General features: G+C 58.8%; 15 protein-coding genes, 1 tRNA gene, 1 rRNA gene and 1 pseudogene. 11 read left to right on the top strand and 7 right to left on the bottom strand.

The genetic code is table 11. From position 1 onward, the window contains the following. Positions 1-91: 91 nt before the first annotated feature. On the bottom strand, positions 92-805 hold the full coding sequence (gene nrdG, locus BMOU_RS02470; RefSeq protein ID WP_081738461.1) for an anaerobic ribonucleoside-triphosphate reductase activating protein: 714 nt from the start codon (positions 803-805) through the stop codon (positions 92-94). 151 nt (positions 806-956) lie between these two features. Next, positions 957-3,356, bottom strand: a complete 2,400-nt coding sequence (nrdD, locus tag BMOU_RS02475; RefSeq protein WP_034874590.1) for an anaerobic ribonucleoside-triphosphate reductase — start codon at positions 3,354-3,356, stop codon at positions 957-959. Positions 3,357-3,694: 338 nt separating this feature from the next. On the opposite strand from nrdD, the gene xseA reads away from it, so the two are divergent. Then, on the top strand, positions 3,695-4,993 hold the full coding sequence (gene xseA / locus BMOU_RS02480) for an exodeoxyribonuclease VII large subunit (RefSeq protein WP_034874592.1): 1,299 nt from the start codon (positions 3,695-3,697) through the stop codon (positions 4,991-4,993). A gap of 70 nt (positions 4,994-5,063) precedes the next feature. Then, positions 5,064-5,351 carry an exodeoxyribonuclease VII small subunit gene (locus tag BMOU_RS02485; RefSeq protein ID WP_034874594.1) on the top strand — a complete coding sequence of 96 codons (288 nt, stop codon included), beginning with the start codon at positions 5,064-5,066 and terminating at the stop codon, positions 5,349-5,351. Between the two features lies 1 nt (position 5,352). Here BMOU_RS02485 and BMOU_RS02490 read toward each other — a convergent pair whose 3' ends face one another. Beyond that, complete coding sequence (locus BMOU_RS02490; protein WP_034874596.1) at positions 5,353-6,441, bottom strand: endonuclease/exonuclease/phosphatase family protein; 1,089 nt, start codon at positions 6,439-6,441, stop codon at positions 5,353-5,355. Positions 6,442-6,607: 166 nt separating this feature from the next. Between BMOU_RS02490 and BMOU_RS02495 the strand changes: the two genes are divergently transcribed. Next, positions 6,608-6,683, top strand: a tRNA-Arg gene (locus BMOU_RS02495). Between the two features lie 389 nt (positions 6,684-7,072). Here BMOU_RS02495 and rrf read toward each other — a convergent pair. After that, a 5S ribosomal RNA gene (gene rrf, locus BMOU_RS02505) occupies positions 7,073-7,189 on the bottom strand. 251 nt (positions 7,190-7,440) lie between these two features. On the opposite strand from rrf, the gene BMOU_RS02510 reads away from it, so the two are divergent. From BMOU_RS02510 to BMOU_RS02520, 3 genes are all read left to right on the top strand, one after another. Next, positions 7,441-7,830 carry a VOC family protein gene (locus BMOU_RS02510; protein ID WP_034874598.1) on the top strand — a complete coding sequence of 130 codons (390 nt, stop codon included), beginning with the start codon at positions 7,441-7,443 and terminating at the stop codon, positions 7,828-7,830. 288 nt (positions 7,831-8,118) lie between these two features. Continuing rightward, positions 8,119-9,558 carry an L-fucose:H+ symporter permease gene (fucP, locus tag BMOU_RS02515; RefSeq protein ID WP_081738462.1) on the top strand — a complete coding sequence of 480 codons (1,440 nt, stop codon included), beginning with the start codon at positions 8,119-8,121 and terminating at the stop codon, positions 9,556-9,558. A 161-nt stretch (positions 9,559-9,719) separates the two neighbouring features. Beyond that, positions 9,720-10,445 (top strand): DUF4391 domain-containing protein, encoded by a 726-nt coding sequence (locus BMOU_RS02520; RefSeq protein ID WP_034874600.1) that lies wholly within the window; start codon positions 9,720-9,722, stop codon positions 10,443-10,445. 20 nt (positions 10,446-10,465) lie between these two features. On the opposite strand, the gene BMOU_RS02525 is transcribed toward BMOU_RS02520, so the two are convergent. From BMOU_RS02525 to BMOU_RS02535, 3 genes are all read right to left on the bottom strand, one after another. Further along, on the bottom strand, positions 10,466-11,437 hold the full coding sequence (locus BMOU_RS02525; protein WP_034874602.1) for a Ppx/GppA phosphatase family protein: 972 nt from the start codon (positions 11,435-11,437) through the stop codon (positions 10,466-10,468). A gap of 74 nt (positions 11,438-11,511) precedes the next feature. Further along, positions 11,512-12,747, bottom strand: a complete 1,236-nt coding sequence (locus tag BMOU_RS02530; protein ID WP_034874604.1) for a pyridoxal phosphate-dependent aminotransferase — start codon at positions 12,745-12,747, stop codon at positions 11,512-11,514. Between the two features lie 76 nt (positions 12,748-12,823). Beyond that, the gene (locus BMOU_RS02535) at positions 12,824-13,309 is read right to left on the bottom strand and encodes a very short patch repair endonuclease (protein WP_034874605.1); all 486 of its coding nucleotides are present in this window, start codon (positions 13,307-13,309) and stop codon (positions 12,824-12,826) included. A gap of 94 nt (positions 13,310-13,403) precedes the next feature. Between BMOU_RS02535 and BMOU_RS02540 the strand changes: the two genes are divergently transcribed. From BMOU_RS02540 to BMOU_RS02560, 5 genes and pseudogenes are all read left to right on the top strand, one after another. Continuing rightward, entirely contained in the window at positions 13,404-14,408 is a 1,005-nt protein-coding gene (locus tag BMOU_RS02540; RefSeq protein WP_034874607.1) for a Gfo/Idh/MocA family protein, read from the top strand. A gap of 127 nt (positions 14,409-14,535) precedes the next feature. Beyond that, complete coding sequence (locus BMOU_RS02545) at positions 14,536-14,970, top strand: (deoxy)nucleoside triphosphate pyrophosphohydrolase (RefSeq protein ID WP_034874609.1); 435 nt, start codon at positions 14,536-14,538, stop codon at positions 14,968-14,970. A 9-nt stretch (positions 14,971-14,979) separates the two neighbouring features. Continuing rightward, positions 14,980-18,133: pseudogene (locus BMOU_RS02550) on the top strand (DEAD/DEAH box helicase). A gap of 417 nt (positions 18,134-18,550) precedes the next feature. Beyond that, positions 18,551-18,973, top strand: coding sequence for a hypothetical protein (locus BMOU_RS02555; RefSeq protein ID WP_034874611.1), 423 nt, complete (start codon positions 18,551-18,553; stop codon positions 18,971-18,973). 180 nt (positions 18,974-19,153) lie between these two features. After that, a complete protein-coding gene (locus BMOU_RS02560) occupies positions 19,154-20,482 on the top strand; it encodes a DUF6880 family protein (RefSeq protein ID WP_034874613.1) in 1,329 nt (442 codons plus the stop codon). Positions 20,483-20,613: the final 131 nt, after the last annotated feature.

Genomic DNA, 20,613 nt, shown 5'->3' on the forward strand with positions numbered 1-20,613 from the left:
TCATGCCGCATGATTCGCACGATACATCGCATAATTTAGACATTTATTTTAGTCAGCCTGTATAGTTTCCGAATTTTCAAGGGGTCACCCGTCAGGAGGCGTCTCCCTCCCCCGCGGCACGGTCCTTACCATAGATCTCCGGAATGACGCGAATCTGGTCGTGCAGTTTCGGCCAGATGACGATTTCGCCGGATTCCAGTGATTTCGGCACGTCGATGATGCGTTGGTTGGAGCTTCCGCGGAACTGCAGCAGCGAATCGTGCAGATCCTTGATATAACGGCCGTCGACAAGAATGTCGACCAGTTCGAGCAGTTCACGCTTGTCGGGGCTCTCGCCCTCGCGCATAAGCTCCTCCCACGTGTAGCCGGTCCAGCACCAGATGTCTTTGGTATGTCCGTACCGTTCGCGAATCCTGCGGGCCAGCGGAATCAGTATGCCGGTGTTGAGCATCGGCTCGCCGCCCAGGAAGGTGATGCCCTGCACGAAGCTTTGCCCAACATCCTCGAGAATCTGCGCCTCCAGCTTGTCGTTGTACTCGTGGCCGGCCTGGAAATCCCAGATCGAGGAGTTGTAGCAGGCCTCGCAGTGGAACGGGCAGCCGGAAACGTACAGCGAGCAGCGGATGCCTTCGCCGTCGGTCATGAGAAAACGCTTATAGTCGGCCACCATGTTGTGGCTCATCTTGTTCGTCCACTGGCCGGCCTTGGGGTTATTGGAGCGCGCGGTGGGGATGAACGGTCCACGATCATGTTCGTTCGGCGCGAAATCATGTCGCCTGATCGCCGTGCTGACGCTGCTGATCACATCTGCCTCCTCGACAAAAAAATATCCTCCCTCTGACGAGGGAGGCATATGCGGAACGTAACGGAGGGAGAGATCGGTGAAGTTCGGATTCCCGGTCCCTCCCCGTGCCCGGCTTCGCCGGGAGCCCTTTGTCAGAAAGGGCGTCTCAGTCCTACTTGGCCTCTTCGAACCATTCACGTTCAGAGCCATCCTGCAGCATGACACGGCCGGTCTCGCCGCCCATATGCTTGACACGATGGGCGATCTCCTCATGGCGTCCATGCACCATCGGGCGCTGCACCGGGTTGCCCAGATAGCCGCAGGTGCGCTTGGTCACATTGCACTTGTCCGGATCGGAGTTGCCGCACTCCGGGCACTTGAAGCCCTCCTCGGTCGGCTCGAAGTCACCCTGGAAACCACACACGAAGCAGTGATCGATCGGGGTGTTCGTGCCAAGGTAGCCGATGCCGATGTTGTAGGCGTAATCCCACACGGCCTCGAGCGCCTTCGGATTGGCCTGCAGGCACGGGAACTCGCAGTAGTTGATGAAACCGCCGGAAGCGAGATAGGGGAAATCCTTCTCGTAGTTGAGCTTCTCCATCGGGGTCGGCTGCAGCCACACCGGGTAGTGGAAGGAGTTGGTGTAGAAGTCGTGGTCGGTCACGCCCTCCACCTCGCCGAACTTCTCGCGGTCCATGCGGTTGAAGCGGTCCGTCAGGGATTCGGCCGGCGTGGAATACACGGAATAGTGGTAGCCCTCGGCCTTGCACCATTCCTTGCACAATTCGTTCATGCGGCGCACGATGGACAGGGCGAATTCCTTGCCCTGCGGATCCCAGCCGTGGTCGCGCATCCAGTTCTTGCCGTAGAACACGCTGGTCGCCTCATACAGGCCGATGTAGCCGAGGGACACGGTGGCGCGCTCGTTGCGGAAGAGCTGGTCGACGCTGTCGTTAGCGCCGAGACGACCGAACGCGCCGAAGCGGAACAGGGTCGGGGCGTTGACCGGCGCGGCCTGCTTGCATCGCATGATGCGGTACTGCAATGCCTGATGGGCAACGGCCATGCGCTCGTCGAAGATCTTCCAGAAACGTTCCTTGTCGCCGTGGGATTCCAGTGCGATGCGCGGAATGTTCACGGTCACGACACCGAGATTCATGCGGCCGTCCTCGACGTCCTCGCCGGTCTTCGGGTCGATCCAGCCCTGCAGGAAGGAACGGCAGCCCATCGGGGCCTTGAAGGATCCGGTGATTTTCACGATGTTCTCGTAGAAGATGACGTCCGGGTACATGCGCTTGGTGGCGCATTCGAGCGCAAGCTGCTTCATGTCGTAGTTCGGATCGCCTTCGTCGGCATTGATGCCGTGCTTGACGGAGAACACCAGCTTCGGGAAGATGGCGGTGTGATGCTCGGAACCGAGACCGCGGATGCGGTTGAGGAAGATGGCGCGCTGCACCTCGCGGGAGAACCAGTCGGTGCCCAGGCCGAAGCCGACGGTCACGAACGGGGTCTGGCCGTTGGACACACGGTTGGAGTTGATCTGGTACTCCATGGTCTGCATGGCATCGTAGATGGCCTTACGGGTCTGAATCTTCGCCCAGACCTCACGCAGCTGCTCCAATCGGCCGGCATCCTTGTGGAACGGCTCGTCCATCGGCAGCGGAGCGCGGTCGGCTTCGAAGTGCAGGCGCTTCGGCTCGACGTTCTTGGACAGCATGACCTGACGCTCGGCGATTTCGATCGGCAGGTCGTCGGGCATGATCTCGTGGGCCTGCTCAAGGAACTTGGCGTAATCCTTCTTGGCGTATTCGGCCAGATGCTCGTCGGCACGGTTGGCGGTCTGCCCACCGTACTGGCTGGAGGCCACATCCTTCATGATCTGGGTGATCTGCGTGGCCGCGATGCTGATGCTGTTCGGCGAGCCCATCGGGGCGTTGCCCAGGGTAAAGCCGTTGGCGAGCATGTCCCAGTAGTTCGGCAGCGAGCAGTTGGATTGTGCGGTGAACGGCGAATAATCGGCGTCATGGAAGTGGATGTCGCCCTTCATATGCGCATTCGACACGGCATCCGGCAGCATGGAGAAGGCGGACGCCTTGGAGACCGCACCGGCCAGCAGGTCACGCTGGGTGGAGTACACATTGGAATCCTTGTTGGCGTTCTCGCGCACCAGGGATTCGTCGCGGTTCACCAGTCGGCTGACCGCCTCGTTGATGTCGGTGGCCTTGGCGCGCTCGATATCCTTATTCAGACGGTAGTTGGTGTAGGTGCGGGCCACGTCATACAGATGATCCTCGATCAGGCCATGCTCCACCAGATTCTGAATGTCTTCGATCTTGGCGGGACCGTTGTAGCGATCCTTGATCTCGGCCTCGACCTGATTGGCGATGTCACGGATCATCTGCTCTTCCTGCGGACCGATTTTCTTGTCAAGATCGGCGAAGGCGGACTTCACCGCGCTGATGATGTTGATCGGATCAAAGTCGACCACACGACCATCGCGCTTCTCGACGAGCACCTTCTCCGCTGCGGTCGCGGAGGTCGCGTTCATCGCGTCCAGAACCTGAGTTTCCATTCCTCGTCCTTTCCGAGCCGGGCCTTCCGACTGGTCTTCATGCTTCGCATCGCATGTCCTGTTTTTGTATGACTTCAAGTACTCTACGTCATCCCCAGCACTATATCTAGTGGCGGCACGCCGCCACGAAAACTAAATATGGATTTTTTTGGCTTCATTCCGCCATTATCCGATTTGTGTGACAAAGGTAACGACAGCGGCACGGAGTGTCGTTTTGGCATTTGCTCCACAGAGGACTATATACGCGGGGGCAGGCGCACGCAACCGCGTGCGGCCCATACCGTGACGCACGTCGACACCGCCCGGCATTGTCCGCAAGATGGAGGAATCTTGACATCATGACTTGGACTCCGGGATACAACCCCATGGCAACGCAGTCACAGCCACATCCGGGCCTCAAGCAGCCCGAACAGCTTCCCCGCCTTGCCAGCGAAACCACAGCGGACAATCCCTGGCCGGTAAGTATGCTCAGCGAGAAATTCCATATGGCAGTGGAACGCTGGCCCTCCGTATGGGTGGCCGGCCAGATCACACAGATCAACACCCGCCGTGCGGGCAGCGCCTACCTCACCTTGCGTGACGACTACCAGGACATCGCGATGGAGGTCAACGGCTTCGGCCAGTTTGCGGCGGCCGCCACGCCGTTCGTGCAGGGCGACCGCGTAATCATCCACGGCAAGCCGAACCTGTGGATGAAACGCACTTCGCTTTCGCTCAGAGGTGACGCGATCATCGCGGCCGGCGCGGGAGGCAGCCTGAAGGCGATGATCGACGAACTGCGCAAAAAACTCAAGGGCGAAGGCCTGTTCGACATCGACCGCAAGATGCCGCTGCCGGAATTCCCCCACTGCATCGGCCTGATCTGCGCCCCTCAGGCACGTGCCGAAGGCGACGTGATCACCAACGTACGCCTCCGTTGGCCGATAGCGAATTTCAAGGTGATGCACGTGCATGTGCAGGGCGAGCAATGTCCGTCCGACGTGGTCGCCGCCATCCGGGCGATGGACGCCGATCCGGATGTCGACGTGATCATCGTGGCCCGCGGCGGCGGCGCCTTCGAAGACCTCATCGGATTTTCCGACGAGAACGTGGTGCGTGCCGCCGCGACGGCACAGACCCCTCTGATTTCGGCCATCGGGCACGAGGATGATTGGACCCTGCTTGATCTGGTCGCCGACCTGCGCGCCTCCACACCGACCGACGCTGCCAAGAAGGTGGTGCCGGACGTCAACGAACAAACGCAACTGGTCAACGTGAACCTGCAGCGCATGCGCATGCGCATCGACGCCACAATCGCCAACGAGATGCGACTGGTCGAAGGTTATGCGAACAGGCCGAGCCTGACGCAACCGCTGACCATGTTGGAACCGCACCAGCGGTTCCTTGACGACGCCAGGAACCGCATGAGAATCGGACTGACCCGCATCCTCGACGACGCAAGCCTGACCATCGAACGCTCGCGCGCATCACTGACGGCACTCAGCCCGCAATCCACCCTCAATCGTGGCTATGCGGTGATCCAAAGCGCCGACGGACACGTGCTGGACGACGCAGCCAACGTCAAACCGGGGGATGAACTCACCATGACCCTGAAGCATGGCGTGGTCGTCTCCGAAGTCAAAACCGCGACCGCATGAATCACCGAACCCATTAATTCCCCTTTTCTCCTCCCTTTGCCGAGGGAGAGACCGTATTCAAGGAGTCGACATGACCAGTGAAACCACCACCCCGGCCTCCAGCCTCACCGATAAGGAACGCGAGGCCATCGAACAGATGCCGTATGAGGAGGCACGAGACAAGCTTATCCAGGCAGTGCAGGCGTTGGAGGCGGGAGGCCTCAACCTCGACCAGTCCATGCGTCAGTGGGAAATCGGTGAGGCTCTTGCCCAGCGGGCCCAGAGCCTGCTGGGCGAGGTCCGGGCCAAGCTTGACGCGGCCCAGGCCGAGCAGGCCACCGCCGCGAATACCGCAGGCACGCAGGACAACCTGTCCTGAACTAGCCGATCTGCACCGTCGCCAGCAGGGCCTTATGGTCGGAGCCGTCAATCTTCTCCGACTTCACCTGCCCCGCCACCATGCCGGAGTCGAGCACGATATGGTCGATTCCGGCGAAGGTCGGCACATAATCGATATCCGCCGGCCACGAGAACACGAATCCGCCGGCGGCCTGCCGGGACGCGTCGATAAAGCGATCCCCCAGAAAATCCCTGAACGGCGTATGGTCATAGGTGGCATTGAAATCACCCATGAAAATGTAACGGGTATCGGTATTGAATTTCATGCGCGCCAGTTCGTCCAAGGAACGTTTCCACTGCTGCCAACGACTCCGGGTCGGCGAAGTGGTGTGCACAGAGACGAAGCGGACGGGCGTGGTACCGCCGTTGAAACCCACCGTGCCACCCGGCATGAACGAGGCGCTGGAATCCACATCGTCATCCGCAGGGTCGCCGAGCGGCGTCGCCGACCACAAACCATTGCCGTAGACGCCATCCGAGCTGGAAACCTGCGAGTACGGCAGATAATCGGCGATGCCGGCCCTGTTCAATTCATCCACGAAATCATCCGTGGTCTCCTGCAGGGCGAGCACCTCCACATGCTCGCTTTTCACCAGATCGACGATTTCCTGCGCGTCGGCCTGTCCTTTATATACGTTGCACGTCATCAGGCGGGCATATCCGTCATCCGTATTCGTGGCAGAGCCGGAAACCGCCGCGACCGCGGCCCGAGGCAACCTCGTCTGATTGTAGAAGAACGGATACTGCCACCATATCTGCAATCCGATCGCGGCAATCGCCATGATTGCGGCGAACCCACGTCTTGAGATCACGGCGAGGATCAAGGCGACGATGGCAAGAAGCGCGAACCACGGCACCAACGACACGACGACCGGCATGTAAGGCCATGCCTGAATCGACTCCGGAAGAATGTGGGTGACCGTACCGAGCAGGGAGGCGAACGCGAAGATCCCGGCCAGAATGCCGAAGATGAAGTTGCGCACATGATGCGATCTGCGCCCTTTCATCACCCGAATCGGCTGGACCGGTCCGGCCGATCGGGTCGTGCGTGGTTTCGCTGCCTGAGCCATAGTTCCTCCCTTGCGCATGCGGCATGATGTCGCGAATCCAGCCGATGACGGCGCGAACGCGAGCCGCGCAACGCCCCTACCCTACCGCATCACGGCGGAAATCTCGCCCGTATTCACCTCCTTTGCACATGCCACGTCCGCAAGGTGTGTACAATATATCTTCGTTGCCTCAGTAGCTCAGTGGATAGAGCACTTCTCTCCTAAAGAAGGTGTCGTAGGTTCGATTCCTATCTGGGGCACCAAGGCCTTGAAGCCCCTGGTACAAGCCTGTGGCGCCGGCCTCACTTCACAGAGCGACGCTTTTCACGCTTCATCGCCCGAAGTGCGGATTTCTTGGCGCTCCTGCGAAACAGGCCCCTGCCGGTTCCCACCGTGGTGAAGAAACCGCCTTCCTCACGCTCCAAGCGCCATTCATAACGCAGAAGACGCCCTTGCCGCTTGTTCACAGTAATCTGATACGCCACGATCCTCACCCCCAGGCATCGTCCAACATCGTGGGTCGTATTCCATGAGGAACGCTAGCACAGGATTATTCGTCCATTCCGTGGAAAATCCTGCTTAAGCCGCAGGCAAAGCCATGTATAGCAAAAATCCCGAGGAGCTGTGCTCAACTCGGGATTATAAAGAGTAAACGCGGCGACGCGCTACTCTCCCACACCCTTCCGAGTGCAGTACCATCGCCGTACTAGGCCTTAGCTTCCGGGTTCGGAATGGGACCGGGCGTTTCACCTAGGCTCTGATCGCCGCAAGAAGAAACAATACGCGAATCAACCCCAATTGCCAAATCACGGCGTGTCGCAGTCACGGATAAGCCCACAGAACAAAACCCACGGCATAGCGCCAGCCCCTTCCACAAGCATTCCCAACATCTCACGTCAATCCTTTGACACATCGAAATCAGAAAACGTTTTCCATTGACGAAGAAAGTGATATTGTTGTATTCGGTTCGACAACAGCCGTTGAACCAGAAAAATATAGCCAGGCAATGGAGGCTTGCATATGAGCGTTCGCGAACACATCACCGGAGTCGGTCACGTCGGCATTCCCACCAATGATCTCGAAGGCACCATCGCATACTACGAGAGGCTCGGCTTCGAATGCGAAGGCATCTACCCGAACGGCGAAGACCGCTGCACGTTCCTGCATCTGAACAATCTCACGCTGGAAGTGTGGACCATGGACCAGCCGGCGAACATGACCGGCGCGATCAATCATTTCGCGCTCGACGTCACCGACATCGACAAGGCGTTCGAGGAAGCCGGGAAGCTGGGGCTGAACTTCGTGGAAGGTTCGGTGCAGCATATCGACACATTCCACGAGAACGGCATCCGCTACTTCAACGTACTCGGGCCGAATCACGAAATCATCGAATTCTGCCAAGTGCTGTAGTCCGGCTACGGCAATGGCCGTCGCACAGCAGCATCACATGCCACCCATGCACCGACCAATCACCAGATAACCATAATCAAAAACCCTTCGATGCGCACCAAACGCAATGCACATCGATTTCGTTGGCCTAAGCAAACATATTGCGGGTTACGGCGACACTCCACCGGCGGGCGACACGCACAGTGCCTCACGCCAGGCGAACAACGTTGAAACAAACGCAACCGTAACGTTTAGGACCATCCCAAACCCCATACAAGCTACGGTTGCACATCACAGAAGAAGGCAACCATGACACGGCCAATCGACGCACGGACGATCGATGCCACCAACCCCACCGATCCCGCTTCCGAGGGCGTACAGCCAAAGAAGCAGCATTGGATCGAATTCCCCGACGGATATCTCGACCGCACCCCGGTACTGCAGTTCGCCATGACCTCGGTGCTGTTCGCCATCTGGGCGATCGCCTCGAGCCTGAACGACATTCTCATCACCCAGTTCAAAGCCGTGTTCTCCTTGAGCGATCTCGCCACCGCCTTCGTGCAAAGCGCGTTCTACGGCGGCTACTTCCTCATCGCCATTCCGGCATCGCTGTTCATCAAGAAATTCAGCTACAAGCTCGGCATCATCGCGGGTCTGAGCTTCTTCGCGGTGGGCTGCTTCATCTTCTTCCCCGCCTCGCGACTGGTCACTTACGAAGTGTTCCTGTTCGCCATCTTCGTGGAGGCGATCGGCCTGAGCTTCCTTGAGACCTCCGCCGACACATACGCCACGCTGATGGGACCGAAGCGGCTCGGCACCGTACGCCTGAACATCGCGCAGACCATGAACGCCCTCGGCCTGATCACCGGCATCCTGCTCGGCAAGTACCTGGTGTTCCAGGATTCCAATCTGCACGCCACGATGGCGAAGATGGCCCCGGCCGAGGCCAAGGCGTATGGCGCCGAACAGCTCGCACGCACGCTGGAGCCTTACAAGTACCTGCTGATCGCGCTGGCCGTGCTGATTGTGCTGTTCGCCATCACCAAGTTCCCGAAGTGCCGCCCGACCACCGCCGCCAACGCCACCGGCACCGCCGGCGAGAACAAGGTCAAGCTGAGCGAGACCCTGCGCTATCTGTCCCATAACCGTCGCTTCCTCAAGGGCATCGGCGTGCAGTTCATCTACATCGGCGCACAAACCGGCATCTGGTCCTTCACCATCCGCCTCGCACTCAATCAGGGTGGCAGCTCGATGACCGACCGCAAGGCCGCCGATTTCATGATCTTCAGCTACGTGGTCTTCTTCGTGGGCCGTTTGCTCGCCAGCTACCTGCTGTCCCGCTCCCGTGAAACCCGCGTACTCGCCACGTTCATGGCGCTCGGCTGCGTCTCGCTGCTGTGCGTCGCGTTCCTGCCGGGCATGAGCGCCGTGTGGGCCGCCGTGGCCGTGAGCCTGTTCCTCGGACCGGGCTGGCCGACCATCTACGCCCGCACGCTGTCCACCGTCGAAGATCGCCGCCATACCGAAACCGCCGGCGCGATCATCGTGATGGCACTGGTCGGCGGTGCCGTACTGCCGACCTTGCAGGGCGCGTTATCCGACGCGGTCACCATGCAGTTCTCCTTCATCCTGCCCGCCATCGAACTGCTGATCGTCGCCCTCTACTTCGTCTCCGAATTCAAGCGCGACAAGTACACGCCGCAACAGCTCGCCGTGATGGCAGCCGCCGCGCAGCAAGAGGCCAAGTAAGCCATTACCCTGCCAGGAATGCCCCAATCCGGAACGGCGCGTTCGAGGATAGTCTCCCCGAACGCGCCGTTCCGCCATTCGGCAACGTTTATGAGATAGAGTTACTGGCAACAAACGCTTACGCACGATTCGAACGCCATTCGTACGAAAGAAGGCCAGCAATGACGATCGCCTCCTGCGGCTCGGTTACCGCACTCACCCTCGGCTTGCCGAACTCCGCCGCGATTCCCGCCGGGAAAGCGAACCTGCCGAAAGGACTGTTCGCCGCGAAGGCGCCGCTTTCCGCCAAGACGAAGCAACGACTGGTCAACGACATCGAAGCGATCACGATGATCGCGTTGCTGCGTGCCTCGAACATTTCGCTCGCACAGGGCGCGCGCATTCCGGAAATACTGGTGATCGGACTGCGTCTGCATGGCACAAATGCCACGATTCCGTCGGAAATCATCGAATTGATTGCGGCGCAACGCAAATCGGGCATCGTATTCACCTGCGTACGCGACGCCGATTTCGAAGGCACTACGCGGCAGGAATGCGCGTTTGCCGTCCGCCGAGCGCTTCCGGGGCGTGCCGGGCATACACCGACGTTCAAGGTGTTCTCTTCGGCATGGACCACAGCCGGAGAGGCGATGCTGCTGATCGACGACCTGTCGGTCGATTCAATGGACGCGCTATGGGAGTCGCTGTGCTCGCAGGTGATTTTCGAATCCCCCGACCCCGCGAATCTGGACGCGCGCATCGTGCGCCATACGCAGGTCGCGCAGTTGCAAGCCGATATCGACAAGCTCACACGCGACCATCAGCGCGCCAAGAACCCCGAACAGCGCAACGAGATCTTCGCCAAGCTCCATAAGGCCAAGAAGCAGCTCGAAGCGCTGAACGCATAACGCATCGATGCCGCTTGAGGTCAGAATCCCAATCTTGTGCGCCCGAACTGGTCAAGCCAGCGCAGAATCGCACCTTCGCGCAGAGCCCACGGGCAGATCTCGATCTCCTCGACGTCAAGCGCACGCATGATCTCATCAATCACCAAGCCGCCGCCGACGATCTGATACGTACGCTCCGGCGTGACGCCCGGCAATGCCACACGCTGATCCGGCGAGATCGAGGCAAGACGCGGCAACCAATCCTCAAGCTGGTCCCTGGTCATCACCGACGTGTCCACGCGGCCCGGCTGACGCAACACGGCACCGGCCAGGCGAGCCAGCGAACGAATCGTCTTGGACGTGCCGACCGCATGCATCGGATGCTTCGACTTGGGGAACGCCTCGACCATCGGATTGAGAATCTTACGAATCTGCTTGCGGGCCCTTTCAAGCTCCTCCACATCGGCGACGCCGCTCTCCGGCAGGAATTCACGGGTGACGCGGCCGGCGCCCGCAGGCACGCTCAGCGCCACGGTCGGGTCTTCATCGGAACCCATGGCCACCTCAAGCGACCCCCCGCCGATATCCAGCACGAGCAGACGGCCGGCGTCCCATCCATACCAGCGGCGAGCGGCCAGGAAGGTAAGCCGGGCCTCATCGACCCCGGACAGCACAGTGACCGGCTGACCGATGGCCTCCTCGATGCGACGCAGGATCCTGCCGCCGTTGGGCGCCTCACGCAATGCCGAGGTGGCGAGCACGAGCAACTGGGTGATCTCATACTCCTCGGCGAGTTTCATCGCCTTGTGCACGGCCTCGAGCACGGCTTCGACGCCGGCCTTTCTGATGGTGCCGTCTTCCTTGAGATACTGCATCAAACGGACCGTGCTCTTCACGCTCGCCTCCGGTTCGGGCCTGGCGCCCGGAGCCGCATCGACGATGAGCATGTGTACCGTATTCGAACCGATATCAAGCACGCCGAGTCTCGTGGCGTGCGAACGTAAGTTGACCATGCTTCCACAGCATAGCAACTTAAGCGATTAAGTGCCTGTGCGACATGCCCTGTCAAGACGATCAGGCAAAAATGTCACCTCTGTGCGGCACGCAACCCGGCCACAAAATCACCGAGACGTTTCAGCCCCTCACGCAAAGCCTCACGAGAGGCCGCATACGATAGGCGCACGTGCGTATCGGCCGTCGCCTCGCCGAAGTCACGGCCCGGGGTCAGCGCAATATGCGCCTCCTTCAAGGCACGCTCGCAGAACGTCCACGCGTCCAGCCCCGTACCGGAAATGTTGAAGTACGCGTAGAACGCGCCATTCGGCTCGACCTCCAGCGGCAGACCGATCTCGGCCAGACCATCAACCACGATACGACGACGCGCCAGCAGCTCCTGACGGCGCTCCTCACAAATGGCCAACGTCTCCGGAGTGAAGCATGCGAGCGCCGCATGCTGGGTGGGTGTATGCGCACACAGGAAGAAGTTGGTGGAAAGGTCGTCCATGGCTTCGAGCGCATACTCGGGCACGACCATCCATCCCAAGCGCCAACCGGTCATGCCGAAGAACTTGGAGAAGCTCGAGCAGACGATGGCGTCCGGGTCGCATGCCAGCACGGACTTCACCTCGGAACCGTCGGGCTCGCGGTCGGCCAGGTCCAGGTAGGTCTCGTCGACGATGCGCCATACGCCACGCTCACGGGCCAGATCGCATACGGCCTTCAACGTATCGAAGGCGATGGTGGTGCCGGTCGGATTGGACGGTGAGGTGATCATCACGGCCTTGGTGCGTTCCGACCAGTATTCCCTGCACAGCTCCGGCGTCAGGTGGAATCGGGTGGCTGCGGAAGTCGGCACATCCACCACCTTGCCGCCGAACGCGCGCACCAGCTCGCGATTGCACGGGTAGGACGGGTCCGCGATCAGCACCTCGTCCCCCTCGTTCACCGTCAGTGCGGCTGACAGCAGCAGTGCCGTGGATCCGCCTGCGGTGATCGCAATACGTTTCGGATCGACGTCGACGTGGTGACGCTCCCTGTAGAAGTCGGAAATCGCCTGACGCAGTTCCGGCAGACCCATCGCGGCGGTGTACGGCAGCGGGCGGCCATCGTACTGTTCACGCATCGCATCGCGCACCGCAGGTGGGGCGCCGAAATCCGGTTCACCCAGACTCAGCTTGACGACGTCGGTGCCGGCCGCAATCATCTCATCGGCCATCGCGCCGAAAACCATGGCGCGGAACGGATTGGCGATTTGCGCGCGGTACGACATCCGCGGCAATGCGGCGGCAGCAACGGTTTGTGCGGTATCTTCAGCGTTTCCCATATCTCGGTTCTAACTGCGAGACACGACAAGCCGTCTGCCATTCGCGGACGTTGCCCATATAACGCGCGAGAATCCTTCAAACATCGGGATTTTCACGCTCGGTATCGACGGCGCCATCATCCGGGTCGACGGCATTCCCCACGATCTCGCGATATAGCCGTTCGAGCCGTTCCTCGCGCACCTTCTTGCCGAGTTCGCATTCCCATACGACGATCACCTTCCAGCCCATCGCCTCAAGTTCGGCATGCTGCTTGATGTCTCGTTCACGGTTGCGCACCAGTTTTGCGCTCCAGAATTCCACGTTCGACTTCGGCATGGAATGCTTCGTGCATCCCTCATGCATATGCCAGAAGCATCCGTTGACGAACACGACGGTATGGTATTTCGGCAGCACCACATCGGGGTGCCCCGGGTATCGTTTGTCGTTCTTGCGGAACCGCAGGCCCTTGGCGAACAGGAAACTACGCACGAGCGTTTCGATCGACGTGTTTTCGCCCCGAATATGCGACATGATGTAGCTGCGGGTGCCACGCTCGTACTTTTCGACTCTTTTTCCTGCCACGGCCCCATTATGGCAAAGGACCCAGGATCATTCGGCGTAAACTGGTGCTTGGCAACGCGGCTTGACGGAATCGGACGGTTCAAGGAGGACTCTCATGGCACAGGTGAACGTAGCCATTCTCGGCGCAGGTCGGATTGCGCGGAGCATGGCCGATACGTTGGTGAAGATGGCGGCCGATCCGCGTTATGCGGATCTGGTCGCGCCGTATGCGGTCGCGGCACGCGACGGCGAGCGCGCAGCCGCCTTTGCCGCACAGTATGGCTTCCCTGTTTCATATGGCTCGTATGAGGAGCTTGCCGCCGACCCGAACGTGGATCTGGTCTATATCGCGACCCCGCATAACCTGCATGCCGAACAGGCCATGCTGTGCATGAGGGCCGGCAAGGGCGTGCTGGTCGAGAAGGCCTTTGGCGCGAATGCGGCGCAGACCCGCGCGATGCTGAACGTTTCGCGTGAGACCGGCATGCTATGCGCCGAGGCGATCTGGACGCGCTACATGCCGTCGCGCATGATGATCGACGATATCATCGCGTCCGGGGTCATCGGCGAGGTGACGGCCATCAACGCGAATCTGTGCTACCCCACCACGGCGAAGGCGCGCATCACCGATCCGGCCTTGGCCGGCGGCGCACTATTGGATGTCGGCGTATATCCGATCAACTTCATCGATATGATCATGCACAATGCGCCGATCGCGCGCATGGAATCGTCGATGCAACCATATGAGACCGGCGTGGATGCATATGATTCCATGACGTTCCACTATGAGAACGGCGTGGCGGCCACGGCGCAAAGCTCCATTCTGTGCCATTCCGATCGCATGGGAGCCGTTTGGGGAACGGACGGCTATCTGACCTGCGAGAACATCAACAACGTCGCCTCGATCGACGTGTATGACGGCAATCATCAGGTCAAGGCCCATTACGACGTTCCGCCACAGCTGACCGGTTACGAGTATGAAGTGGTGGCCTCCGCGCAGACCATGCTTGATGGCCATCGCGAATGCGAGGCCATGCCCCACGCCGACACCCTGCGCATCATGGAACTCATGGATTCGCTGCGTGCCGACTGGGGCTTGACATATCCGTTCGAAGTCTAGCAATACCCGCTAAAGTATCATCTCGGCGCGTTCCACGGCAGATCCACGATCCGCTCCGGGCCAGGCGAAATCTTCCCCGTTGTATCCTGGTCCTGATTTCCTCTGCTGAAGGGCGAAGGAGAGCGCCGTGACCAAAACAACCGCCGACGTGCAACAGCCACGCAACATCATCAACGTCGTGGGTGCCGCCATTGTGCGCGATGGCAAGGTGTTGTGCGCTCAACGTGGCGAAGGCAAATCATTGGCCGGTTTCTGGGAGTTCCCCGGCGGCAAGATCGAACCGTACGAAACCGCACGGGAAGCCCTGCATCGCGAAATCGAGGAGGAGCTGCTGTGCGAGATCGAAGTCGTCGATGAAGTGTGCACGTCCTCTCACGATTACGATTTCGGCACCGTCGTGCTCACCTCGTTCGTCTGCCATCTGCTGAGCGGCACTCCCCACCTGACGGAACATCATGCGATCCGTTGGCTTTCGCCAAGTGAGATGCTCACGTTGGATTGGGCGCCCGCCGACCGCGAAGCGGTGCGATTGATCTCCGCGATGGATTTCAACAGGAAGTGATGGCGGATGATGGTGGACGATGACCGGCAGCGGAATTCTTCCTTGGTCGAGGCACTTCTTTCAGGCTTCGTGGAGAAGAAAGATGATGTCGATCCACAATACGAGCCGACGTTGATTGCGAACCATGATGGCAGGACCATGGAGCATGCGATCAAGGATGAACTTGGCCGCAGTCAGGATTTCGACATGTCGGTCGCCTTCGTCAGCCAGGGCGCACTGCAGATGTTGAAGCAGAACTTCCTTGATTTCGCGGATAACAACGACCATCGTTCCGGTCGGATCATCACGTCCACCTTCAACTATTTCAACTCGCCAAAGGCTTTCGCCGAGCTACTGAAGCTACAGCGGGAGACAGGCATCCAGGTACAGATCTGGCAGCCCGGCCAGACGGATGGAACCGAAGCCACCACTGATTCCCCGTATCATCCGAAGGGCTACGTCTTTCACCATTCGGATGATGACGAACCACTCTATTCCACATATATCGGCAGCTCCAACCTCACCATCAACGCACTGAATTCCAATCGCGAATGGAACCTGAAAGTCGCAACCACCGATACCAGCGGTCTGGCCGAACAGCTCACCGCTGAAATCGACTCCCAAATCAGCGAATCGAAACCACTCACCGAAGCCTGGCTCAAACTGTATGAGGAGGATTTCAACAAATACGCACCACCGCGTCAACCGAGCCGCGGGCAAACGCACGGTTCCGACACCATCACGCCGAACGCCATGCAGGTCGAGGCGCTGATGAATCTTGCGCAACTACGCAAGCAGGGTGAAAGCCGTGCGATCATCATTTCCGCGACCGGCACAGGCAAGACGTATCTCTCCGCATTCGATGTCCGTCAATTCAGGCCAAAACGCATGCTGTACATTGCACAGCAGGAGCAGATCCTGAGGAAGGCAGAGGAATCGTATCGGAAGGTGCTCGGCTGTTCCGACGAGGAGATTGGCCTGTTTTCCGGCACCAGCAAGGAGCATGATCGCAAATACGTGTTTGCGACCGTGCAGACGATGTCCCGCCCGGAAGTGCTTGCGCAGTTCGGCAAAGACGATTTCGACTACATCCTGATCGATGAGGTGCACCATGCCGCGGCCGACTCGTATAGGCGGATCACCGACCACTTCACCCCCGGCTTCATGCTCGGTATGACCGCAACGCCGGAACGTACCGACGGAGCCAATATCTTCGAACTGTTCGGCAACAACGTGGCGTATGAGATTCGTCTGCAACGGGCGCTCGAAGAGAACATGCTCTGCCCATTCCATTACTACGGGGTTCACGAGTACATTCAGGAAGCCCCGGATGGCGATTTGCTTGGCAAACGAGTCAAAACGCATGACTGGACCGACCGGGAACGCAACGATCTGTCCCGTTGGATCGAGGAGCTCACCAGTGCGAACCGCGTGCGGTATATCATCGACAAAATACAGCTGTACAGCGAAGCCGGCACCGATGTGCAGGGCCTAGTCTTCTGCAGTCGACGTGAGGAGGCGAAACGCCTGTCCGCCTTGTTCAATCAGCAGGTCAACCAGCAGGCGGAACGTCCGTATCGCACAAAGGCGATTACCGGCGAGGATTCCCAAGCGGAGCGGGATCTCGCCGTCGAACAACTGGAAAACGGCGAGCTGGATTACATTTTTACGGTCGATCTGTTCAACGAAGGTGTGGATATTCCGCATATCAACCAGATCGTGATGCTCCGGCAAACGCAGTCAAGCATCATCTTCACGCAACAGCTTGGTCGTGGTCTGCGTAAGGCGAGTGGCAAGGATTCGGTTGTCGTCATCGATTTCATCGGCAACTATGCGAATAATTATCTGATTCCGATCGCGTTGTACGGCAATACCGGCGATCGTGACGTCGCTCGCAAGAACCTGCAGCGCGAGACGATCGGCATTTCTTCGATCAGCTTCGACGCAATCGCCCGCGAGCGCGTGTTGGCTTCGCTTGATACCGCCGATTTGTCGAATATGCAGCTGCTCAGTCGCCAATACCAGCAGATGAGGTACGAGTTGGGCCGCATTCCGATGCTGATGGATTTTGCGCGACGTGACGCTTCGCTGGTATTCACCATGGCCGCGAAGAATGATGATTATCTTTCGTTCGTGCGTTCTCGCGAGAGGAGTCTTTCCCGCGGTAGGCATGCGACCGTTTCGTATCTGGAGAGGCTTGAACCGACTTCCGATGTGCAAAATGGCATGTTGAAGATGCTGACCGCCACTCAGCTTCGTGGATTGAGACCTCATGAGCTGTTGATTCTGGCGGTGTTGTGCGGATTGGACTGGAGTGCGATCGATCCCGAGTGCAGCGGGCGGACGGCTGCGGCGTTTGATTTCGCCAGGACTTTGGATTCGTTGGGCATTGCCGATCTTCAGGAGTTGCTTTCAGAGCTTTTTCCTGGCGCCGATAACAGCGAGTCGCAGTGGCGTTCCGCGTTGGCAACGCTTGACTACTCGTATTTCATCGCCGCGAACAACCAGCGTTTCGGGCGGACTGCGCTTATCGCCGTCGATGACGGCGGGCGCTGCAGACTCTCCGACGCATTTGTGGCGCAGCTGGATAATCCGACGTTCAGATTGTTCTTTGCGGATACCGTCAAAGCCGGTTTGTACAACGCGCTGACTCTGGAGCGGAACGCAACGAAACGTCGAATCGTTCAGCATCATGGATTCATCTATGGCGAGAAATACAGTGTTTTCGACGTAATGCGACTGTGCGGCTGGCGGACCGAACAGGTTCCGCAAAACGTCGGCGGCTACAAGCTCGACTCCGCTACCGGCACATTGCCGATCTTCATCAAATACGAGGCGAGTCAATATGGCGACCGTTTTCTCGACTCCGGCGAAATAGAATGGTTCAGTAAGAACAACCGTTCACTGAGGTCCAACGAATTCCAATGGCTTCTTGACGGAACCGAGCATACTTCGGCATGGCAGGATCGCCATTTCGTGCCGATTTTCATCCGGCGCAAGGCGGAGGAAAAAGGAAACCTCATACTACTTCGTCGGCAATGCGGTGTCCTTGCACGATGTGCACGAGTCCGTCAATGTCGGCGAGGATGACAAGGAATCCAAGGTGGTCATCTCCACGCTCAAACTCATCAAGCCCGTCGACCCGGAACTTTATCGCCACCTCACCGGCAAATCCGCACTGTAACGCCCCCGCTCATCCATATCGAGATATCGAACCGTGGATATCGAAAAACCGACGGACGGCCTGCCCGCGGCGGCTTCAGCCACGCAGTGTGCACTTCAGTCGATGCAGGATGTTCGGTCACACAGGAAAATAACACATCATCACAGAATAAAAAGAACACGCTCAATGTTAACTTTTTCGCGATTTACATTACATCACACCAATCACTGAAATAACGGCGATTCTGCCCTGACTTCAACCACAAAAGGGTGAATTGCAACGATTCCACGCATTCAGAAGCATGCTATGGTTGTTCTCGGAAGCAATGAGCGACCACCGAAATAATGCATACAAACCGGATTTCGATGTTCGTTTTATATGCGAAAAGAACATCGAACTGAACGTTGATTTTGTGCATACAACGAAAGGAACATCATCATGGCAGATGAGAAAATCGTCATCAATGTGGATCTCGGCATGTTCGGGCAGGACGCCGACGCCAAAACCGCCGTGGCCAATAAGGTCGCCAAGGACCTCGGCATCAGCGACGAGGCCCTCGCTCAGGTCGAGGACTTCAAGCAGGCCCTCACCGACCATAACGCATGGGATCTGCCATTCATGGGCTATGTGAACGAAGACGGCTACGGCTACGCCTACGTGCCGGATGCGGCCATCACCATGAATCCATACTGGGATGCCCACAAGGAATTCATGAGCCTGCCGCATGACGTGCAGACCGCATTCGCCATCCGCATGCTGTTCACGCACCGCCCGGTCGACCGTTATGGCGCGGACATGTTCCTGCACTACCATCGTGGTTTCGAAGTCAATTTCGTCGGATCCGGCGCCAACAAGTACTGAGTTTCGCCGGCTCATCCACCAACGCGGCACAGTGGTGGAAGGAATATCATCATAGCGCGACGGAAGCCGTTTTCACGAGATGTTTCACACCTGATTCCCCGTGGATCTCCCTAGCGTCATACCATCTCATGATGTAGCCTGTACAGTGCATTGCCTGGTCTATAAGGGAGGGACGGGCGCATGAGCGAACACGGCAACATCAACCGTCGGCAGGAAGTCGAGGCTCTTGCCGACTATGTCAACAATGGTTGGCTGCGAACGGGGGAATTCGACGGTCCGACGTTCCTGTGGAACCATCTGATTCGCGAAGCCTCCCAAAAGGACGCCGAAAATCGCAATGACGTACCCGTAGCGCAGCTTTCCGACGCCGATAACGTGATCAGCATGCCCATGCAATGGTATTTCGATTCCATCGCCGCCATCGTGCCCACCGCCGAACGCACCGATAGCGGCGTGGAGATGCCCCGCATGGACATGCCGACCTTCCACCTCGAATCACAGGCCCTTTCCGGTGTGGATGCCGTGGTCGGCAACGCCGTGGTAAGTACACGTTGGCTTGATGCGGTCGGCAACCTCGCCAAGGCCGTGGAGATGACGGCCCGTTTTGTGGGCAACGTCGCGGATCGTGACAACGAGGGATTCGATTATCTGAAGGATCTCATCCAAAGCGTGCGCGTATATATGGATGCCGTGGCCTGCAACGCCGATCCGATGACCGGAGAGCAGTCGCTACGCATGATTACGCAGGTCGCCTGCAACGACGACTTCCGTCTCAACGCCATGCAAATGGTGGAGCTGCTCTCCTGCGGCCTGTCGTTCGCGCAATGGGACGATACGCGCATGTTCGCCTACGATGCATTGAACAGTGCGATGGACACGATGAGCGCATTCGCCGCCTCCGCCACGGACGCAAATACAACCATGAGTCCGGAATCCCGCGATGCCAAGGACTTCGGTAATTCCGACGAATGCACGCCTTTGGCGGAGCTCAAGACCGACATGGACCTTTTCAACACGGATGGCCCGCTTTCCGAAGAGGAGCTGAACAATCTCGCGATGCTCGACCCGGCGCTGCTGACGGAAAAGGAGATTGCCGAGACCGCGCAGAACCAGTTCGAGCATGCCGTGCAGTTCCTGCGCCACGACCTGATGCGCATCAGCGGCGATGCCGACGAAGCCGACCGGTTCCTATGGGATAATCACACTTCGGAACCCCTCGCCGACGCTTATGCGGCTCGGCTGATTGCTGCGGAACGTTGGCGGGACCTGCTGAATTTCGTGGATCTGGTGCAACGGGACAAACCGAACCAGTGCACGGTCATGTTCCCTGAAGAGGTTGTGCCCTATGAGTGGGAGACGATTCGCGAAGCGGCACTCGAAGCACTCGGACGCCGCGACGAATTGATCGCCATGTATCAGGAGCGCCTGGATGACACATATGATCCGAACACGGCCCTGAACCACATGAAGCTCGAAGCATGGAAGAACGCACCCGATAGGAATCAGTGATTCCGATAAGGAAAGGCGTGAACGGCATACGGCTGAACTGCACCCCGTTCGTTGGAAGAAGGGCGCTTGCCTTCCCGTCTTTTGGAAATCGTTCCCGGATGTTTAACGGGCATTGCGGCTTCGTTAAGCCA

It is taken from the genome of Bifidobacterium moukalabense DSM 27321 (assembly GCF_000522505.1).
In the GTDB taxonomy this organism is placed as follows: domain Bacteria; phylum Actinomycetota; class Actinomycetes; order Actinomycetales; family Bifidobacteriaceae; genus Bifidobacterium; species Bifidobacterium moukalabense.

What these genes read in the sequence shown, in the direction of transcription:
- xseA (WP_034874592.1), top strand. Translation starts at nt 3,695, where the DNA reads ATGACTTGGACTCCGGGATACAACCCCATGGCAACGCAGTCACAGCCA.
- BMOU_RS02530 (WP_034874604.1), bottom strand. Translation starts at nt 12,747, where the DNA reads ATGGGAAACGCTGAAGATACCGCACAAACCGTTGCTGCCGCCGCATTG.
- BMOU_RS02555 (WP_034874611.1), top strand. Translation starts at nt 18,551, where the DNA reads ATGGCAGATGAGAAAATCGTCATCAATGTGGATCTCGGCATGTTCGGG.
- BMOU_RS02540 (WP_034874607.1), top strand. Translation starts at nt 13,404, where the DNA reads ATGGCACAGGTGAACGTAGCCATTCTCGGCGCAGGTCGGATTGCGCGG.
- BMOU_RS02485 (WP_034874594.1), top strand. Translation starts at nt 5,064, where the DNA reads ATGACCAGTGAAACCACCACCCCGGCCTCCAGCCTCACCGATAAGGAA.
- BMOU_RS02525 (WP_034874602.1), bottom strand. Translation starts at nt 11,437, where the DNA reads ATGGTCAACTTACGTTCGCACGCCACGAGACTCGGCGTGCTTGATATC.
- nrdD (WP_034874590.1), bottom strand. Translation starts at nt 3,356, where the DNA reads ATGGAAACTCAGGTTCTGGACGCGATGAACGCGACCTCCGCGACCGCA.
- BMOU_RS02560 (WP_034874613.1), top strand. Translation starts at nt 19,154, where the DNA reads ATGAGCGAACACGGCAACATCAACCGTCGGCAGGAAGTCGAGGCTCTT.
- BMOU_RS02520 (WP_034874600.1), top strand. Translation starts at nt 9,720, where the DNA reads ATGACGATCGCCTCCTGCGGCTCGGTTACCGCACTCACCCTCGGCTTG.
- fucP (WP_081738462.1), top strand. Translation starts at nt 8,119, where the DNA reads ATGACACGGCCAATCGACGCACGGACGATCGATGCCACCAACCCCACC.
- BMOU_RS02510 (WP_034874598.1), top strand. Translation starts at nt 7,441, where the DNA reads ATGAGCGTTCGCGAACACATCACCGGAGTCGGTCACGTCGGCATTCCC.
- BMOU_RS02490 (WP_034874596.1), bottom strand. Translation starts at nt 6,441, where the DNA reads ATGGCTCAGGCAGCGAAACCACGCACGACCCGATCGGCCGGACCGGTC.